Source organism: Bradyrhizobium sp. SEMIA, from assembly GCF_014844175.1.
GTDB classification, from domain to species: domain Bacteria; phylum Pseudomonadota; class Alphaproteobacteria; order Rhizobiales; family Xanthobacteraceae; genus Bradyrhizobium; species Bradyrhizobium arachidis.
In genome coordinates this window covers 9,350,809-9,369,563 of sequence record NZ_CP046601.1, presented here as the reverse complement: position 1 = coordinate 9,369,563, position 18,755 = coordinate 9,350,809, and the positions used below count along the sequence as shown (strand labels likewise).

General features: G+C 62.0%; 11 protein-coding genes. 1 reads left to right on the top strand and 10 read right to left on the bottom strand.

The window, feature by feature from the left end:
- Positions 1-316 precede the first annotated feature (316 nt).
- The 6 genes from FOM02_RS44910 to FOM02_RS44885 all read right to left on the bottom strand — a co-directional run bounded on the left by FOM02_RS44910 (position 317) and on the right by FOM02_RS44885 (position 12,151).
- Positions 317-1,378: a toprim domain-containing protein gene (locus FOM02_RS44910; protein ID WP_265441223.1), complete on the bottom strand. Its 1,062-nt coding sequence runs from the start codon at positions 1,376-1,378 to the stop codon at positions 317-319.
- A complete protein-coding gene (locus tag FOM02_RS44905) occupies positions 1,378-5,703 on the bottom strand; it encodes a strawberry notch-like NTP hydrolase domain-containing protein (RefSeq protein WP_265441222.1) in 4,326 nt (1,441 codons plus the stop codon). The genes FOM02_RS44910 and FOM02_RS44905 overlap by 1 nt, the downstream gene beginning before the upstream one ends.
- A 183-nt stretch (positions 5,704-5,886) precedes the next feature.
- Entirely contained in the window at positions 5,887-8,004 is a 2,118-nt protein-coding gene (locus FOM02_RS44900; RefSeq protein ID WP_027564005.1) for a ParB/RepB/Spo0J family partition protein, read from the bottom strand.
- Positions 8,005-8,132: 128 nt separating this feature from the next.
- Positions 8,133-9,083 carry an ArdC family protein gene (locus FOM02_RS44895; protein WP_027564004.1) on the bottom strand — a complete coding sequence of 317 codons (951 nt, stop codon included), beginning with the start codon at positions 9,081-9,083 and terminating at the stop codon, positions 8,133-8,135.
- A gap of 657 nt (positions 9,084-9,740) precedes the next feature.
- Positions 9,741-10,772 (bottom strand): IS110 family transposase, encoded by a 1,032-nt coding sequence (locus FOM02_RS44890; protein WP_265441221.1) that lies wholly within the window; start codon positions 10,770-10,772, stop codon positions 9,741-9,743.
- 338 nt (positions 10,773-11,110) lie between these two features.
- Entirely contained in the window at positions 11,111-12,151 is a 1,041-nt protein-coding gene (locus FOM02_RS44885; protein ID WP_265441220.1) for an IS110 family transposase, read from the bottom strand.
- Between the two features lie 323 nt (positions 12,152-12,474).
- Between FOM02_RS44885 and FOM02_RS44880 the strand changes: the two genes are divergently transcribed.
- Entirely contained in the window at positions 12,475-12,705 is a 231-nt protein-coding gene (locus FOM02_RS44880) for a hypothetical protein (RefSeq protein ID WP_035730814.1), read from the top strand.
- Between the two features lie 129 nt (positions 12,706-12,834).
- On the opposite strand, the gene FOM02_RS44875 is transcribed toward FOM02_RS44880, so the two are convergent.
- The 4 genes from FOM02_RS44875 to FOM02_RS44860 all read right to left on the bottom strand — a co-directional run bounded on the left by FOM02_RS44875 (position 12,835) and on the right by FOM02_RS44860 (position 18,737).
- On the bottom strand, positions 12,835-13,893 hold the full coding sequence (locus tag FOM02_RS44875) for a hypothetical protein (RefSeq protein ID WP_265441219.1): 1,059 nt from the start codon (positions 13,891-13,893) through the stop codon (positions 12,835-12,837).
- A 295-nt stretch (positions 13,894-14,188) separates the two neighbouring features.
- Positions 14,189-16,405 carry a hypothetical protein gene (locus tag FOM02_RS44870; protein WP_265441218.1) on the bottom strand — a complete coding sequence of 739 codons (2,217 nt, stop codon included), beginning with the start codon at positions 16,403-16,405 and terminating at the stop codon, positions 14,189-14,191.
- 20 nt (positions 16,406-16,425) lie between these two features.
- Entirely contained in the window at positions 16,426-16,929 is a 504-nt protein-coding gene (locus tag FOM02_RS44865; RefSeq protein WP_265441217.1) for an AAA family ATPase, read from the bottom strand.
- A gap of 179 nt (positions 16,930-17,108) precedes the next feature.
- Positions 17,109-18,737, bottom strand: coding sequence for a hypothetical protein (locus tag FOM02_RS44860; protein WP_265441216.1), 1,629 nt, complete (start codon positions 18,735-18,737; stop codon positions 17,109-17,111).
- Positions 18,738-18,755: the final 18 nt, after the last annotated feature.

The following is an 18,755-nucleotide window of genomic DNA, read 5'->3' as shown; positions in this document are numbered from 1 at the left end:
ACTTAGACGGCAGGCGGAACGGGCCAGAACCCGGAGCAGCTTGTCCGCCGAAGCCCGCAGGGCGTAGGCGGAAGCGGAGGGCCGAAGCGCAGCGGAGGATGGCGGAGGCCGGCTATTTTGCTTCGCGATGCAAAGCGCGCTCGCCAAATGGCTAATGTATCTTCTCGTCGCCGGCGCGCGGCGGAAAATAGCCGGACGCAGCCATTGCCGGCCCGAGCCGCTTGCCGTCCGATCGCCCTCTAGAAGGCCGTGGTCGCGTGCTCTTCCGGCATTGGCATCGGCGCGATCGATCTCAACGCCGATTGAAGTGCGCCGGTTATTCCGCGGCTACCGCCGGAGAATGGAGGAAACGGACGACGTCCTCCGGTACGAGTTGAAGTAGCAACGCTGCTCGGAGGGCCTTGAGGCCGAAGATGTGCAGATCCTCGTTGAAGTCGCCCAGCCGGGGCGACAATGCGATCGCTTTAATGCCGGCGGCTTCGGCGCGCTGGGTGAGAATAGCCTGTACGGCATCCCCGGCGGCATCTGCGTCACGAGCGATATAGAGTCGGCGTAGGCCAGACGGCAGCAACATGGCTGAGAGGTGATTGGCCGAGAGAGCAGCGGTCATGGGCAAAGTCGGCAGTACATAACGCAACGACAGCATGGTCTCGATCCCCTCGCCCGCAGCGAGCACGTCGTCGACCACGCCGAAGCGAACGGCGTTACCAAGCAGGTCGCCCATGGCGCGTCGTGGTGTGTCGATCGGGGCCTTGCCGAGCCGCACGCGATCAAAGCCGTGTGGATCTAGCCAGGTGCGATGCACGCCGGTGATCCGTCCCTCGAGGTCCGTGACAGAGCCTATCATCGCCGGCCAGGTCTCATTCGGCAAATGCTCGTCCGGTCGGTAGTAGCAACGTGGGTGGAAGCGCAGGCTACTTCCATGGTGGATTTGGCTTATTCCACGACGTTGCAAATACGTCTCCACCAACGTCCCTTCGATCGGTCTGGATATCGCAAAAAGTCGACGGGCGGCTTCCCGCGATCCGGCCAGCACACCTTGACGAATAGGTTTCTGAACGGGTTGCTGTTCAGAACGGGGCAGCTTCAGAAAGCGCCTCGCCTCCTCAGCGACCTGGCGAAAGTCTCGCAACGCCATAGTTTCGCGGATGATATCGAGGAGATCGCCATGCTCCCCGGTCGCGCCATCGGTCCATTTGCCGGCGGGGCCCTTCGGGCAGTCCTGGAGCCGCACAAATAGTGAGCGGCCCGGGGTGTTGTGGACGTCGCCAACCACCCAGTACCGCCCCGCCCGCTTACCATTGGAGAGATAGTGTCGGCACACCGCCTCGGCCTCGCGCGCGAGGCGGCGTGCCAGTTCGGAGCCAGCGCCGGACATCACGCGGCCTCCCGCTCACTGGCGCCCGTAACCGGATAGGTGTCGAGCACCCTCGACAGAACCTCGATGCCGCTCGCGTCCGTGGGTACGAACATGCGCAGCTTCCAGGAGATAATCTCCCCAAAGAGGCCGTAAGCACGGAGGCGATCGCGCATCGTATCGTTGAATCCCGACAGCTCGATGCGATATGCGCCCATCACCCGGACGCGGCGAAGCTGGAGCCCGTCCGTTAGATCGAGGACGGTCCGTCCTTCCACCAGCGCGGCAAAGGCAGCGTCCGGCGTCAGCGCGGGCGCGTCCGCCGCAAGGACGCTTGCGACCCAGACAGCAGAGACCTTGCGTCCGATGATGCGTTCGCCCGTATCGGTCTGAAGGCGATAGACGCGGGTCGATTCGTTCGGCAGCCGCTTCCAGATCGGCAGCAGCAAGCCCGCCACGACGTGGATCGTGCTCTCCTTGAACTCGGGCACCTCCGCAAGCTCCGCCAGCCAGGCCGCGGCAAAACGTTCACGGTCCGCCTCGGCCCAGTGGCTTTCCGCCATCATGTTCAAGGCGACCGTGTGCTGCTCCATCGGCCGGATCAGGCGGACGCGCCGCTCGATCTCGCCGTCGTCGAGCATGATGCTTGACGCAGGGACCTGCACGGCAGCTCGCCCCGAGCGCTCATTGATCAGCAGGACAGCATGGCGATCGGAGAGACGAGCAAAGGCCTCATCCAGACGCACCGGATGATTGCGCTGACGCTGGGTGATCGTGAGCAGCCGGGTCTCGGCGACGGTGCCCGGATGGACATGGATCGTCCGCCGGTCAGTGACGACAAAGCTTTCAGCGCGGAGCGTTTCCAGCCCGACGTCGTAGGTACCCGACGCGACCGCGCCGTCGATCCGAGCGGTCAAGAGCTGCTCGAAGGCGGTGAACAGCACATTCTGTAGGTCGATGGTGAGCGCCAATAATCTGTTCAGAAAAGTCGTGATCGGCGGCAGGTCATCCCTGAGCCCATTGGCATCCATGAGCTTCAGACCGGTCGCATCCTCGAACCTCCCCAGCGAGCAGCCGTCGACCTTGCCTCGCGCGAGCAGCGTGTAGAGTTGACGCAACGCATCACGTCCGTACTGGCTTTCGAGATTGTCCTCGGGCCGGAACAGGCCCTGTCCTCCAGTCTGACGTTGGCCGCGCGTAATGGCTCCCAACGTATCGAGCCGGCGGGCAATGGTGCTGAGAAAGCGCTTTTCGGCCTTCGCGTCTGTCGCAATCGGACGAAACAACGGTGGCTGCGCTTGATTGGTCCGGTTTGTGCGGCCGAGACCCTGGATCGCGGCATCGGCCTTCCAGCCGGGCTCGAGCAGGTAGTGGACCCGCAAACGGCGATTCCGAGCTGACAGTTCGGCATGGTAGCTCCTCCCCGTGCCGCCCGCGTCGGAGAACACGAGGATGCGCTTGACGTCGTCCATGAAAGCCGAGGTCTCGGCGAGGTTGGCTGAACCGGCTCGATTTTCGACCACTAGCCGGTCGCCCTTGCGAACGATGCGGCGCGAGCGGCCCGTCACCTCGGCGACCAATTCGGTGCCGAAGCGCTGGATGACCTGATCCAGTGCCCCAGGTACCGGCGGTAGTGATGCAAGCTTCTCGATGAGGCGGTCGCGGCGTGCGACGGCTTCCCGGCTCTCGACCGGCTGGCCGTCGCGATATACAGGCCGGGAGCAGAGGTTGGCCTCCGAGTCGGTGAAGGGCTCGTAGAGCTGGACCGGAAAGGAGTGGGCGAGATAGTCGAGAACATACTCGCGCGGCGTGATGTCGACCTGGACGTCGCCCCACTCTTCGGTCGGGATCTCGGCGAGCCGGCGCTCCATCAGCGCTTCGCCCGTCGACACGATCTGGATAACAGCGGCGTGGCCAACGTCAAGGTCGCGCTCGATCGATCGCACCAGCGACGGGGTCTTCATCGAAGTCAGGAGGTGGCCGAAGAAGCGCTGCTTCGCGCTTTCGAAAGCGGAGCGTGCGGCGGACTTGGCTTGCCCGTTCAGCGTTCCCGTTGAGCCGGTGATGTTGGCGGCTCGCATCGCCGCATCAAGGTTATTATGGATGACGCTGAACGCATCGGCATAGGCATCGTAGATGCGAACCTGCTCCGGCGTCAGCTGGTGCTCAACGAGATCGTACTCGACGCCCTCGTACGAGAGCGAACGGGCTGCGTAGAGACCGAGCGCCTTGAGGTCGCGCGCCAGCACCTCCATGGCCGCGACCCCTCCTTCCTCGATTGCCTCGACGAACTCGGCACGCGTCGCGAACGGAAAGTCGGCGCCGCCCCAAAGGCCGAGGCGTTGGGCATAAGCCAGGTTGTGCACCGTGGTGGCGCCCGTCGCCGACACATAAACCACGCGAGCATTCGGCAAAGCGTGCTGTAGCCGCAGGCCCGCACGGCCCTGCTGAGATGCCGCCTGGTCGCCGCGCTCTTCCTTGCCCCCGACTGCATTCTGCATGGCGTGGCTCTCGTCGAAGACGATCACTCCGTCGAAGTCGGAGCCCAACCATTCGACGATCTGCCTGACGCGCGAAAGCTTTTCGCCACGCTCGTCGGTCCGTAGCGTGGCGTAGGTGGTAAAAAGGATGCCTTCCGAGAGCCGGACCGGGGTGCCCTGGCGAAACCGAGACAGAGGCGTAACAAGCAGCCGCTCCATGCCCAGCGCGGACCAGTCGCGCTGCGCATCCTCGATCAGCTTGTCGGACTTGCTGACCCAGATCGCCCGACGACGGCCCTTGAACCAGTTGTCGAGCAAAATCCCGGCGACCTGCCGCCCCTTGCCCGCCCCGGTGCCATCGCCCAAAAACCAGCCGCGGCGAAAGCGGACGGCATTTTCGGCGCCGTCGCGCGCGGCGGCCACAACATCAAAGGTCGTGTCGACCGTCCAGGAGCCGCCTGCCAGGAATTCGGAATGCGCCTCGCCGGCATAGATGACGCTCTCGAGCTGAGCATCCGACAGAACTCGGTCGGCCATGACACTGGCCGGCAGGTGCGGACGATAGGATGGCTTCGGTGGCGCAACGGACGCCATCGCGGCAGACTGCACGAGCTTGGTCGGATGTGCGCAAGATCCGGGAATGCAGATCGACTGTAGTCCGTATTCCTCATAAAGCGCATCGGTCAGCCGGGCGCATTCCGGCGGGGACCATTCGACCGTCTCGTAGATCAGTTCTGCGCCTACTGGCGCGGCGTCTCTCGAAGTGGACGATGGTCTTGGTGCAGCGGCGCCTAGCAATCGTGACATAGCCGGCGGCTCGATAGCGACGATCTCCGGTGGCACGACGACGGGCAGCCTTGGAGGCACATGCTGGTTCACCCAGTCAAGCAAGGTAGCGACGTCGACCGCCATGCCCCGCGAGGCGGGAAAAGCCGTCGAATCGGCAGCGGGCAGCTTGTCGATCACAAGCAGCCGTGTGTCGATTTGTGTTCCGTGCTTCGCGTAGACGGCGCCGCCGATCGCCGCAGAAAATACTACTTGCCCGCGTTCCTGGAGCCGCACAAAGGCTTCTCGCCATGCTGGGTTATCCGGTGCGAAGCTGGCGCCAGTGATGGCGACGAGCCGCCCACCGTCGCGAAGACGCGCGAGCGCTGAAGCGATGTGACGGAGAGCCGCATCCGCCATCCGTCGATCGACATTCGCCACCGCGGAGAACGGCGGGTTCATCAGAACGACGCTCGGCGCGACACTCACGTCGAGGTGGTCATCGATCTGAGCAGCATCGAACCGCGTGACGTTAACGCGCGCGAATAGATGGTCGAGCAACCCCGCCCGGGTATCGGCCAACTCGTTCAACACCAAGGCGCCGCCGGCGAGCTCGGCAAAGATGGCGAGCAATCCGGTCCCCGCGGAGGGCTCCAGAACGCGATCGGCCGGCGTAATGCCGGCTGCGGTACACGCAGCCAGCCCGAGCGGGATCGGCGTCGAGAACTGTTGGAGCGCCCGACTGTCCTCGGAACGCCGCGTGTGCGTCGGCAGACGGTTCGCGACTTTCGCCAGCATCGGCAGCATGGCAGCCGTCGAGCCAGCCCTGGCCCGTATGGCCGGTCCGAACTTGCGAAGAAACAGAACGGTTGCCGCCTCGCAAACGTCATAGGCGGTCTTCCAGTTCCAGGCCCCAGTCGTGTCCGAGGCGCCGAAGGCAGCCTCCATGGCGCTACGCAGAACAGCGGCATCGATGCGCCGGCCGCGTTCGAGCTCGGTCAGGAGCTGTCGCGCGGCCCTGACAGCGGCGGAGGTGAAAGTTGCAGCGGCGCGCAACGAGAGCGGCGCGGCGGCAGCGCCGCCGGCGAGAGATTCGGTCATGGCAGGATGTCTCAGGAGAGCAGGAAGGGGTCGAACCGCCAGGCGCTCTCCTCTGACCTCGACGGCTCAAACCCTTCCCGGCCCGGCTCTCCCTCTCAGACCTCGGGCATAAAAATAGGGACCGGCGCTGCACGCCGGTCCCCACACTACTGCGGGACGGCCGTGCCATCCCGCTCCTTAATGTCATTCAGCCGCGTCGAGCTGTTGCGGATCATCGTCGCTGGCGCTCTCCTGATCCTCATCGTCGGCGAGGAATTCGGGCAGCGGGCCAGCTTCGCCCTCCTGCCCCACTGGCGCCGCATCCGGATCGACGAGACGCAGCGGCTCCGGCAACCAGCCCGAGCCATCCAGAAGGCGCTCGGCCTCCTTGGCCATGTCGGCCTTCTTCAGATGGTCGATCAATTGCGCCGACGACTCGCCCTTGGCTTCCCGCACCGCCTCCAGAATTCGCGGCTTGGTGACCCGGCCGAGATAGTTGTCGACGGAGGGCTTCCACCCTGCCTGAACCATATCGAGCCCGACCGCGCGCGCCAGCACATCGGCTTGGTCGAGACGCGTGCGGACACCGTGAGCGGAGACACGGCCCTGATTGTAGCGATTAGCCGGTTCATAGACAGCGTTGACCGCAAATGATGCACAGTGGGCGAACAGCGACGCCTGTGCACCACCATCGAGAGCCGTCAGCGCATCCCAGAGATCGTTCTCGCTCTTCGGCAACCGTGCCTTCCAGGCCTCATGCCGCGCCTCGACGACCTTGGCGGAGACGCTTTCTCTCAGCCCCGGAGCTTGAGTTGGAAAGTTCGGCGTGCGAAGGCCGATCTCGAGACAGCTTCCGGATGACGCGAACCGGTAAAAAGCCGTCAGCACGAAATTATGCAGCACCGCCTGGAACGCGATCGCAGGATTTTCTGCCAGCGCATCGCGCAACGCCAGCGTGCGATGCGCCGTCAGCTCGGTGATCAGCCGATCCGGCAGAGGCTTGGCCGCGTCTTCATCATCATCCTCGGCATCGGGAGCACTACCAGCGACCGCGATGACCGTGCGCGGGACGGAAGGGCCCTCCTCTTGACCTTCGCTCGACGACACGTCGGCGTCCTGCCCGACATCAGGATCACTTGCCTGCACCTCGTCCTCCGGCCGGACGTAACCCCGATCCACGGCGAGGCGCCCTTCGGAATCGATGCTGATGAAAACGCCTGCTCGGGCGATCTCCGTCGGATCGTAAAGCATTGGCCGGTCTTCGAACGCCGCCAGCGCCGCCTCGATTTCGCCGAGACGCTGATCGATCTCGTCGGGCAGCTCGTCGGCATCCTGATATTCGGTTTCGAGCTTGGCTTGCTCGGCGCTCAGAGCATCGATGGTGGCCTGTTCCTCAGGCGAGAGATCGACAGGCTTGCCTTCGATTTCTCGCAGGCCTTGAGTGTGACCGTAGGAGAACTCTACGGCGACGGAGATCCACTTCCAGCCTTCGGTCGCAATCGTCTCAGCTTGGGCTTTGAGCTTTTCGGTTACGAGGCGGTCGAGCAATACGGCGTCCTGCAGCCAACCGCCGTCGTCGTGCTGAAACAGGTCGCGCAGCACGAGGCCACCGGCCTGCTCATACGCATCGAGCCCGACGTATTGGGCCCGTCGGTCGGAGGCGCGGACCGTCTGTTCCGTAAGCATCCGGCGGATCTGGTACGGCTCGTCGTTCTGGGAGCGGCTCACATTATCCCAAACCTGCTCCTGACGCGCATGATCGCCAGTGACTGCAAAGGCCATGAGCTGCTCCAGCGTCATGCCGTCGTCGGCATAGACGTTGTGCAGCTTTGGCGAAACCGACGCCAGGCGCAGGCGCTGCTTGACGATCGCCGGCGCCACGAAATGCCGCGCGGCGATCTCCTCTTCGCCCATACCGCCATCGCGGAGGATTCGGAACGCGCGGAATTGATCGAGTGGATGCAGGCCGATGCGCTCGTCGTTTTCCGCAAGCGAGTCGTCCTCGGCGACACCGCAATCCCTGACCACACAGGGGACCGCTTGGGTCTTCGCCATGCGCTTCTGCTTCACTAACAGTTCAAGGGCGCGGTACCGCCGCCCGCCCGCAGGAACCTCGAACATGCCGGTCTCCGTGCCGTCGGCATCGACGACGGCACGGACGCTGAGGCTTTGTAGCAAGGTACGCTGCGCAATGCTCTCGGCCAGTTGCTCGATCGAGACGCCAGCCTTGACCCGGCGAACATTGGACTGGCTCAAGACCAGCTTGTTGAAGGGAATGTCCCGGGATGGACTGAGTTTGATCTTCTGAATGGCGCTAGCCATGTCGGATTCTCCGCGACGGGCGGCCGAAAGACTCTCTCTCGACCTCCAACCCGTCACGAACTGCACCGCCCGTCCTCTCACTCTCTGAGGCCCGCCGCGAAGGCAAGCCGGAACATCCGGGGGACGCATTACGCGGCCTCCTCGTCGCTCTCGTCGACAGAGGCGATCGGCCGTTGCTGAAAGCCGAGCAGGAAATCGGCGGCCTTCGACGCCGCGCTCGCCGCCCGTACAACGGCGCGGTTGTCCTCACGCAGCACCTCCAGCCAGGAGCCGATATAGTCGGCGTGGCGCACGGTCGGCACGATGCCAAGTGAAGCGCAGACGAATGCACCCGCCATCTCCGCGACCAGTTCCTCGCGCGCGTAAGATTTGGAGCCGAACGACCCCGAAAGATCACGAGCAAGCCGGGAAACAGCTCCACTCCAATGCGACAGTTCGTGGAACGCGGTCCGATGCCAGTTGATCGGCTCGAAATACGCCGCCGGCGGCGGGACCTGCACAAAATCGCCGGTCGTATTGTAGTAAGCGCGCACCCCGCCAATCCGAAAGTCGGCGCCGGTTGCTGCGATCAGCGATTCCGCCAGCGGTTCGATCTGATCCGGTGGCGGCGGGACGACCGAGCCCGCGACGTCCTCGGGCAAGCCGTCACACTGCTCTATGTTGAAAACGGTAAAGCGCTTGAGAAACGGGATCGTGCCTGGCTCCTCCCCGGTCTCTGCGGTACGTCGACGCTCGTCCTCGGGAATGAAGCGATCCGCGTAGACGACGGTCGTACCTCGCTCTCCCTTCCTGACATGGCCGCCGAGCCCGAGCGCCTGACGAAAGGTCAGCCAGCTCTGGCTGGAGTAGCCACACTCGATAACGGCACCCCACAAAATCAGCACGTTAATTCCGGAATAACCGCGCAGCGTCGAAGCATTGCGCGGCATGGCAAGCGGCGCCTTGATCGCCGCCGTTCCCCATGGCTGCACCCAAGGGATACGGCCGGCCTCCAGTTCTGCGATGATCTTGTCGGTGATTTCGGTATAGATGTTCGCCCGGTCCTTGCCGGCGCGCGCGCAAGCGTTAGGGTTTGACATCGCGATTCTCCGCGACGGGCACCGCGAGCCTCTCTCGCAGCTTGTAACCCGTCACGGAAAAACCAGCCTGCACTCTTACTCTCAGCCTCTTCGCAATCTGCCTGAGGGCCGCAGGCCCGATTCAGGCGTGCGCCAGCGGCGCATCGCCTCAACGGAAAATGGCACCCGGAGAGCGTGAGCATAGCGACCCGAAGGGGCACGCGGGGCCGAGTGCAGCGACGAGACCGGTTCAATAGCGGCACCCGGGAACGGGGCAGTGATAGCGATCGCCGCAGGCGAGCCCCTTTCCCGAGTGCCCCCGGCGAAGAGCACCAAAGCTCTAGCGCGAGGGATCGATGCCGCGAGGCCGAGACGCTGCGCGGCTCGGTTCATATGTGGACGTATATGGCCCCCGCCCGATTGCAACGGCCGGCTTGATCAGGATCGACGGTCACAACTGCAGACGTATATCCGGCTTCTTGATGCGGCTGGACAACGTCTCCGCCGCGAGCCTCGATGGTTTTCGCCCGCTTCCACCTCAACGGCCCCGAGACATCGGCGTAAGCCGTGCCGGTCCACACATCAGGTTCGGGAAGCGACGGGGTGACCGTTTCGCCATCTCCTGCCATTTGTTGCAATTGCCGGGTGAGACCTCCTTTCCTTGATTGCCGCTTCGCTTCAGGCCGCCTTCACCGACAGCGCCGGCTCATAAGCTGCGTCGCCTGTGAGCATAGCCCACACGATCCGCGCATTCTTGTTGGCAAGAGCCACGGCCGCGACATTGGGATGGCGCCGTTGCCGGATTTTGCCGAGCCAGAGGCTTCGCGGATCCTGCTTGCCAGCGGCCCGGCTTAAAGCGGCGCGAGCTCCGTGAATCATCAGCGTCCGCAGGTATCGATCGCCGCGTTTGCTGATGCCGAACAAGCGGGCCCGCCCTCCACTGGATCGCTGCTTCGGCACCAGGCCAAGCCAAGCCGCGAACTGGCGGCCGTTCTTGAAACAGCTTCTATCGCCCACGGCGGCGATCAAGGCTGTTGCTGTCACAGGTCCGACGCCTTCGATTTTGCCGAGCCGCTGGCACTGCTCATTCGTACGGTAGATTTCCCTTATCCGTCGGTCATAGGCTGCAATGCGGGTATCAAGCGCGGACAACTCCTCTTGCAATTCCCTCATGAGCGCTCGGAGCATCTCGCTGAGGCCGTCATTGATGTTCCCTACGATGACAGCGAGGCCGCGCCGCAGCTGCGCGATGTCACGGGCAATGACAATGCCATGCTCGGACAGAAGACCGCGAATCTGGTTGACGAGCCTGACCCGGTCGGCGACCAGGCGTCTGCGAATGCGGTGGACAGCCTGTACCGCCAGCTGATCGGTTGATTTCGGTGGCACAAAGCGCATGGACGGACGGCCGACCGCTTCGCAGATGGCTTCCGCATCGTTCTGGTCGTTCTTGTTTGACTTGACGTATGGCGTCACGAACTGAGGACTGATCAGTCGGACCTGATGGCCAAGCGCCGTGAGCACGCGAGCCCAATAGTGGGCCCCGTTGGAAGCTTCCATGCCGACCAGGCAGGCCGGTAAATTGGCGAAAAAGCCGGCCACCGCATCGCGACGCAACCTCTTTCGCACAACGACTTTCCCGTGGTTGTCGACGCCGTGAACTTCGAAGACATACTTCGCCAGATCTAGACCTATCCGAACGACCTGCATGATATCCTCCTTCACTGCAGTTGACGCTCGAGATTCCACCGCGGCGAGGGCGGGGTCCATACCATTGGCCCCCGACTTGCAAGGATTGGCTCTGGCAGCACGCTCGGATCGCTTGCGCTCATATGTCCGGCCTGTTTTCGGGTCTTACGACCACCGGCCAAGATGGGCTTCGCGGACAGTGAGATCCAAACACGAGAGCGGCATTTTCTGCCGGTAAACCGAGCGGAGCATTTCACTGACCGGCTTGCGCCGAACGTACCACCTCTTCCTGTCCTGCAAGTTCCGCCCCCAGCGTCAAACCTGCCGGTCTGGCGCCAAGCTCTGCATTTCGTTCAAGGCTATGTCGGCATCGGCACGACGCTGCTTGCAGGTCGGTACCGCTCGCCGCTGACCATCAGTTTCCAGGCGATCCGCGCCAGCTTATTTGCCAACGCTATGGCCACCAGCCTCGGCGGCTTGCGTGCGATGATATCTTTGAGCCAGGGCCAGGAGCGACCTTCCCGTCGGCGCATATCTGCGATCACAGCTGTCGCGCCTGCCACCAAGACGGTTCGCAACATTCCGTCGCCGGCGCGCGTAATCACGCCGAGGCGGTTCTTTCCAGCCGTCGAGTGATTCTTTGGTGTCAGGCCAAGCCAGGCAGCGAAGTTTCTTGCCGACTTGAACCCGCGTGCATCCACGACCTTGATTGACAGCAGCGTCGCGCCGATCGGACCAACACCCGGAATAGCCGCCAGTCGCCGGCTCATCTCGTTACTACGGTGGAGTTGCATGAGCTTTTTGTCGAGCTTGGCGATCTGGTCGTGGACGCGCGCCAGCTCTATTGCCAAAGCTTCCACCAGCTCCTTCGCCAAGTTGGGGACTGTCGCGTCATCCCGAGTGTCGATCAGCAATTGCTGAAGCCGGGAAAGCCCCTTGGGCGCAGTAAAGCCGAATTCCGCGGCGTAGCCTCGGATCGAATTGGCGAGCTGGGTCCGCCTGCCGATGAACTGGTTGCGCACACGCGCGAGCATCTGCGCGCCCTGCTGCTCGGGGCTTTTGATAGGCACAAAGTTCTTGCGCAATTTTGGCCGGCTTGCCGCTTCGCAAATCGCCTCGGCGTCTGCAGCGTCCGATTTTCCGCGCTGAACATACGGTTTGACATATTGCGGCGGAATCATCACCACCTGGTGCCCAAGCGATTGAAGCTCCCGCGCCCAATAGTGCGATGCCCCGCAAGCCTCCAGCGCGACAAGCGCAGGCGGCAAACGACGGAAGAATTCCAAAACCTGCCCGCGCCTCAACTTACGCCGTAAAACCGGCTGCTCGGTGCCATCAACGCCATGCAACTGAAAAACACTCTTTGACGTATCCAAACCGATGCGAACAATCGTTTCCACGGGCGGCTCCTTCGTTGAGGTCAGCGACGACCTCATCTTGCCACGCAGTTTGGCGGAAGGGGGCCGTCCACCCCAACACGAGAGCCCGGTGCGGCGACAGCCGCACGCGCAAAACGGACAGGGATCACCCACCTGAGCTCGGACGTCTGAAGTATCGGAAAACGGTTTCTTCAGTTCATTCCTGCCACCCTAGCACTTGGCCGCGCGGAATATTCGGCCGTCGAAAAACCAGGAGATCCCACGATCCCGAATCCCAGTCCTGTGTTAGCGATGGGGAACGTCTGGGGACTAAACGATTCGTCTCAGCGTGGGAGAACCTTTCAATGCTGATGACCAAGCAGAGACGGCCGGCGATCCGCACCCTGCGCGGTTGGGCGATCAACGTGCTGAATGAAGCCGGCGCCATCCGCGAGTGTGAGGAGCACGGTTGGATGCAGGACCGCGCCGATCCGCATGCGCGAGAGCGGGCCTTCGACATCGCCCGTCGAGATCCGCCAGCAGGCGCATCCCGTCAAGCAGCGTCTGCAAATATTCTCTATATTTCAGTACGTTAGGTCCAGCTATTGTGGAAGTGCGTATTTGTAGGTTGCGCCATACACCTCGTTCGCACCAATGATGCTTAACGCGAATGATCGACAGCACCCCGCAGCAGGCGATCGTGGCGATTCGCTCCGCTGAACAGATCAGCGCCCCATTCTCATCAGCATGTCGTCGACCTTCTCGAACATTACATTCTCAGGCGGATCTCCGGCATCAGCTCCTTCCAACATGGCGCAAAGTTCGGCCATGCTGATCACAAGGATCAGCTTTTGATCTTCGCGCAATGCTTGCTCGGCGGCGATCCTCGCCTGAGCCGAGGCCCCTTCGCGGGCGAGGATGATCGCTACCGTTCGAAGCCCGCCTCTGAAGAGATATTTCTTTGTCAGCTCGATCTCGTTCTGACCGACCGGTGCCTCATAGTTCTTGGCGTCGAAGACGACGTAGCGTGTCGAAAAATCGGAAGCGATCATTGACCAAAAGGAGTTCCCCTCCGACCTAATGCGGCAGATCAGATCCATACGATGCAGGCCTTCTCCACTGCGCTTCTGGGACGTGGACCGATGCAATTCCCGACCGAATAGGAACTTTACCGCATCTGCGCATGTGCGTTCGAACGCCTGCCACCCATGCGTACCAGCAAGCGTCGCCCGCAAAATGCCGGCGATCGCCGTACCCTTCGCGAGAACTTGAGTTTCGGCCCGCGGTGCAATCGAACGCGTGTCCATTGCTGTGTCGCCGGCAAGTTCGTCGAGCTGCTCGGCAAGCGTTTTATCCTCGCCGGCGAGCTCGCGAAGGTGCTGCAGAGTCCAGATGTCGATGGCTCCCGCTACCCGCGATCGCGTCGCAGCAAGGGTTTGGTCATCGACGTCGAACGAGAGGATGATTATCCCTCGCTGATAACGTCCTTGCGCCAGTATCTCCTGCATGTGGGCTACGGCTTCCCGCAGCCGCCGTTGCCATTCGCTCTGCCAGCGGTACATCTTGAACTCGACGGCGAGCGGCTCGCTCTCACCCGCCGGTGTAAAGGCTAGGTCTGGTACAAGCCGGAGCTCGTTCCATCTTTCCTCATCGTCGGGCGCCTCGTCCGGTCGCATGACGTAGGCCGCACCGACTTTACCTTGACTCAGAATTCGCCTGATCAGCTCGTGCCAATCCTGCGTCAGCCCCATGATCTCGATCTGGAGGTCCTTCATCGAACCCATGCGTCGTCACTTTCCACGCCAATGCCCGCTTTGGGCGGCAGTTGTAGCCGCGTAAACCAATGACAGGCTTTAAGCCTTGCGAAAAGATGGTCTCAACGGCCGATTTCAAGGATAGCCGCCGTCGCATTTAAGTTGAATGAGCGGCCAAACACAGCGTTAGCCCAAAACTGGACGTGCAGGTTTCCGCCGGGACTCCCCGCCTCAGAAAGCCCTTCAATACCCCACCCGGCTGAGAAGAGCGATTTCCAAGGAAATTACGCTTGATCACAATATTCATCTGCCATCCTCCGCCACTTTAGCTTCGCTGGTGCAATGATTTGTAGAACTGCCGCGGCGCACCAGGACTCGGCTCATATCTGAAGCACTCACAGTACTGATCGATCGACTGCATCACGCCCAGAAGCGATGGACCCGAAAAACTGAGCGTTTGCCCCGTCCCCCAGTGACTGAGGAAATTACCAACGATGGTTGCCATGTTGGCATTCAGCCCGGCGATTTGAGTAGCATCGAGCACGAGAGAATTGGCAGCTTGATGCAGTTTGACGGCCGCCTCGATAGCCTGCAGAAATTCATGCGCAAGCTGTTTGTTGTCGTTGAACGCAACGTCGACAGGCACCGGGATGCGCAGGCGGCTGATGAGATCGCTAAGGCGGTATTCCAGATATTGCCGCACGCCCTCTTTGGCAAAATCCACCTGCCCTGCCTGCAGCATCGAGATCGTCTGATCGCGCACCTTGTTGACGGCGCCGGCCTGCGGCAGAACCGCGATTTGCGGAACGCCTTCGAGCCGCTGATGCCACCAGGTCCCTGTATTGCTGTGCTTGTTGAACAGCTTCTCCAGCATGGTGTCGTGGCTTAGCAGGATGACCTGCAGGCCGGAGGGGTTCGCCGGACGGGCGAAAGACGTCCTGAGCAGCTCAACGAGGAAATTCTGATGACCCGCATCAAAGCTTGAGGTCACGTCGTCAAGCACGATGAACTTCGGAAGCCCGCCATAAAGAGAGGCGGCCGCGAGATAGAGAGAAATCGCGAACGCGTTGCGGAAGCTCTCCGAAAGCAACGCCTGCGGCGAAAGATTCTGCAGCCCGTGGAAGTCCGCGAGCGCGATTTGAAGGTCCTCGCTGTTGGCGCGTTTAGCCACCGTCGGAACGACACCGAAGAACGAGAGCTTGTCGAAGTACGCCCTGAAAACCGGCTCGACGGCGGCCAACCGCGCCTTGCTGAGAGCGCCTTCCGCGACGCCGAAGCAATCGGAAGCAGAATCAAGAAAGCGCTTCACCTGCGTGACCAACGCCTCCCGCCCTTGCTCCAGCCCCGCGGCTTTTTCAGCCTCGGCAAGCTTGTTCCAATTGGCCTGGAGGCGGCGAGCCGCCTCGACTTTGCGCGTGACCTCGACGGAGGACGGCGGCAGTTCCTTCTCAAGATCGGCTTGTTCGGCAGCCAGGCTCTGCTCTTTCTGGTCGGCCCGTGAGCGCAACGTTTTCAGCCACTCCGTGAGGCTCTCCGCGTCGTTAGAGGTGATATCGCCTTTTTCCGCGCGCGCCTTCAGCTTCGCAATCAGCCGATTATCGGCGCGCTCCTCCAACTTAGATTCAAGATCGCCAAGATCGGACCAGCCGGCTTCGCCCCATTCTTTTGCAATCTCCGTTCCTGCCTGCTCCAATGCATCGAATTGGGAAAGCTTGGAAGCGATATGCGCCTTCAGATCGTGCGAGCCCTTCTGATCGCAAAGCGGGCACAGCGTGGGATCACTCCATTCCGGCAAGCCAAGCGCCTTTTGCCCGGCCTGAAACAGGGTCAGCATGACGTCGCCTGCGGTTTCAGCGAGCGCCTGATCGCGTGCCATTGCCAGGGCCACAAGCACTGCCGCACGCTCGGGTTTCGGAGCTTCGACATTGAGCTTCTTTAGATCCGCCCGCTCGCGAATGCATTCGCTCAGGCGGTCCCGCTTAGGCCCTCCCTCGGCCGCCTTCACCGCCTCAATGCAGGCGTTAATGTCAATGTCGTGAAAAGCTTTGTTCTCGCAGAGCGGCTTCAGAGGACCGATCTGCTCCAGAGCATGGTGACACTTCGCCTGTGCGGCCGCTCCATTGAGGGCTGCCAAAGGCTGCCCTACCAACACTGCATAGTCGGCCGCAATGGCGGCGCGCGCATCGGCCGCTGCCTTCTCCTCGCGGCCGCGAAGCTGCGCATGTTCTGCTACCGCGAAATGGTTGTTAAAGGCCCGCGTGTTCGCGACAGCCGCAAGTGACTGGCGCATTACACTGTATTGGGCGAGACCAAGCAGACCCGAGAACGTCCGGCCCCGATCCAGGGGTTTTGCTGAAATGAAGCTTTGAAACGTGTGCCCGTCCAGAAGAACAAATTCGCGATTGAGCGATCGCAGAATGCCTTCGGCATCTGCCGCCGGCGCCGACGAGACGGTGCGATTACCTTGCGCGTCCCGCTTCACCGTGATGGCTACTTGCTGGCCGCCCGGCTCGGCGATCAGCTTGAGCGTGATCGTCGCCAACCCGGATGAGTTGAATTTGTTCAGATAGTAGTCGGGCCCCGTTCGCTTGCGGGCAAGTCTTCAAGCCACGCTACCGCACCGCATATCGCATATCGGACCGCATCGTAGACAGAGCTCTTGCCCACCCCGTTTACCGCCGAGATGCTATTGACCTTGTCGGTATGAAACTTCAGCTCGAGCGGCTTGCCTTGATTGTTAATGCCGCGAAAGCCTTCGATCGAAAGTCCTTCAAGCAACCAGCCGGTTGCGGACGGCAAAGCAGCGGCCGGTGCCGCCCCTTGGCCGCTAGCGGCGCCTGAAACCGGGTTCGCGGTTTGCGGCTGCGATGGCTTTCCGGCAGCGGCGAACAAGCCGTTCAGAATGTCCTGCTGGCTGTATGTGCCCTGCGACAACGCTTTGAAGTGGGACTGCAGTTCTCCGGCAAGCGCGGCGTCCTCCTGAGCCATGTGCCCGAAGAACGCCGCGATGTTCGCTTCAAATACCCCGTGCTCGGTAAACTCGAATTTTTTTCCGCTTGGGGCCATGCCCTTCTCCCAAAATTTCTTGTCAATATTGGCTGCCGCTTTGCGGCTCAGTCTTCATCTCTGACCGCAATCTGCGGGCGTCGTTGACACAACTGTCGACGACTGTTTTTTCAACTGGAAGGAGGTCCGCCCACGTTCTACTGGAATGACTACCCCGGTAAAAAATACCGCATCTGCTGTCAGCCCCGCAAGCGGTCGGCGAAACGCTTGAGATCCACGCGGTCCTCGTCCATCAGGAAGAAGCCCCGGGCCGGGTAATCGTTGGTCCCTCCCCCCAACACGCGCCGCTCGTTGATCTGGGAGATCATATAGGCAAAGGCCGGATTGAAGCGGCGCAGCGGCCAGCCGGTTGCTGCGTGCAATTCTTCGACGCCGACCGTGTCGCTTTTCGTTAGCGCGAGATCAACGATTACGACCACATCCGATGCCGGGTCGGTCTTCACGGCATGCGGATCGAAAGTGATGAACAGCTCGGCCGTAGTGCGCATGCGTGGAATCCGCTTTGAAATCACCGCGCTCGTCCGCAGATAACCGTCCTTGGCAAGCTCCGCCACCGCGAACGCCAAATCGTCGATGGTCGAGTCCGGAAAAGCCTTCCTCAGATCTTCTTCGGCGATGAAATCATCGAAACCTTTCTTGGAGCGTTCCGACACCCACAATCCGATGCTGACCGCGAGCTTGCCCAGCTGGCGGACCGTCAATGCGGCCGGCTCCTTTGCTTGCGGCGCTACGATCGGCCTGGCAGGCAGCGACCCATGGCCCGGCGGCGACACGCCGTTCGCGAGCCACGCATCGATATGGTCGATCATCGTCTTGCAGATATCCGCGAACTGGAGAATGTCCTCGCCAACCAAGGGCACCGTCTCGCCGAGGCGCGCATCCGTCGCGTGCTCCGCGAAAGCCGCATCGGCGACACCCAGATTATGCCCGATCACATGGCGCTTTTGAATATTGAGCGTCAGCACCGCGAGCGCGTCGGCGCTCAATGCCCCGAACGGATCGAAATCGAATTCGGAAAAGCGCTTTCGGCCCCTCTCGATATTCTGAAAGGCATTTCCCGGTGGCTTTACCTCGGGCGCGTCGGCGGGCCGCGTGGTGAGCTTGTAAAGGTAGACCGTCTTGAGCGTCGCCTCGAAAGCCGTGAGCACATCTTCATGCGCATTGCCGAGCAGCCGGTAGGCAAGCTCGTCCGCGCCTGCGTCCAGCTTGCCGGCAAGTTCCACCTGCTCCCGCACGAGCGTCGCCTCGCGCGCGAAGTGCAGATGAATGTTGGGCGCGCCGCAATCCGGACAGAACAGCGAGATTGCGAAGACGCCGTAGTCGCGCCCGCATTCGTCGCAGATCAAATCGCGCAGCAAATCGCGTCGAGCAAAACGGGGCCGGGGCTTGGGATGCGGTTTCGGACCCGGTTTGATCTTGACAAACTTACTGCCCGCGAACTTGCGTCCTAAATCGGCGAACATGCCGTGAAAGACTTCAGCGACGTCGGCCGCGGCGGCATGCGCAACGACTTCCTTCGCGGCCGCAATATCGTCAGGGTGCGTGAAGGCACCGTCTTCGGCCTTTACGCCGCTGTAAGGGCAGATAGTCCCCGGCGTGCCCGGAGCATGGGTCATGCGCGGCGTGGGCGCCTCCGGCAGGGTAACGCCTTCCACGCGGCCGCCGAGCAGGAAATGCCGCGGATGCGCGTTTTCGTTGGGCGAATAGCGATAGACCCGACCATCCGGCGTTCTAGGTAAGGGTATAGCGAGTTGCATGTCGCTGCCGGCCCCGCTGCTCCTGTAGCTTTCAAGATTCCTGAAACGCATCGCCGTCACATCCGCACA

What these genes read in the sequence shown, in the direction of transcription:
- FOM02_RS44895 (WP_027564004.1), bottom strand. Translation starts at nt 9,083, where the DNA reads ATGTCAAACCCTAACGCTTGCGCGCGCGCCGGCAAGGACCGGGCGAAC.
- FOM02_RS44875 (WP_265441219.1), bottom strand. Translation starts at nt 13,893, where the DNA reads ATGGGTTCGATGAAGGACCTCCAGATCGAGATCATGGGGCTGACGCAG.
- FOM02_RS44880 (WP_035730814.1), top strand. Translation starts at nt 12,475, where the DNA reads ATGCTGATGACCAAGCAGAGACGGCCGGCGATCCGCACCCTGCGCGGT.
- FOM02_RS44910 (WP_265441223.1), bottom strand. Translation starts at nt 1,378, where the DNA reads ATGTCCGGCGCTGGCTCCGAACTGGCACGCCGCCTCGCGCGCGAGGCC.
- FOM02_RS44890 (WP_265441221.1), bottom strand. Translation starts at nt 10,772, where the DNA reads ATGCAGGTCGTTCGGATAGGTCTAGATCTGGCGAAGTATGTCTTCGAA.
- FOM02_RS44860 (WP_265441216.1), bottom strand. Translation starts at nt 18,737, where the DNA reads ATGCGTTTCAGGAATCTTGAAAGCTACAGGAGCAGCGGGGCCGGCAGC.
- FOM02_RS44905 (WP_265441222.1), bottom strand. Translation starts at nt 5,703, where the DNA reads ATGACCGAATCTCTCGCCGGCGGCGCTGCCGCCGCGCCGCTCTCGTTG.
- FOM02_RS44900 (WP_027564005.1), bottom strand. Translation starts at nt 8,004, where the DNA reads ATGGCTAGCGCCATTCAGAAGATCAAACTCAGTCCATCCCGGGACATT.
- FOM02_RS44865 (WP_265441217.1), bottom strand. Translation starts at nt 16,929, where the DNA reads ATGGCCCCAAGCGGAAAAAAATTCGAGTTTACCGAGCACGGGGTATTT.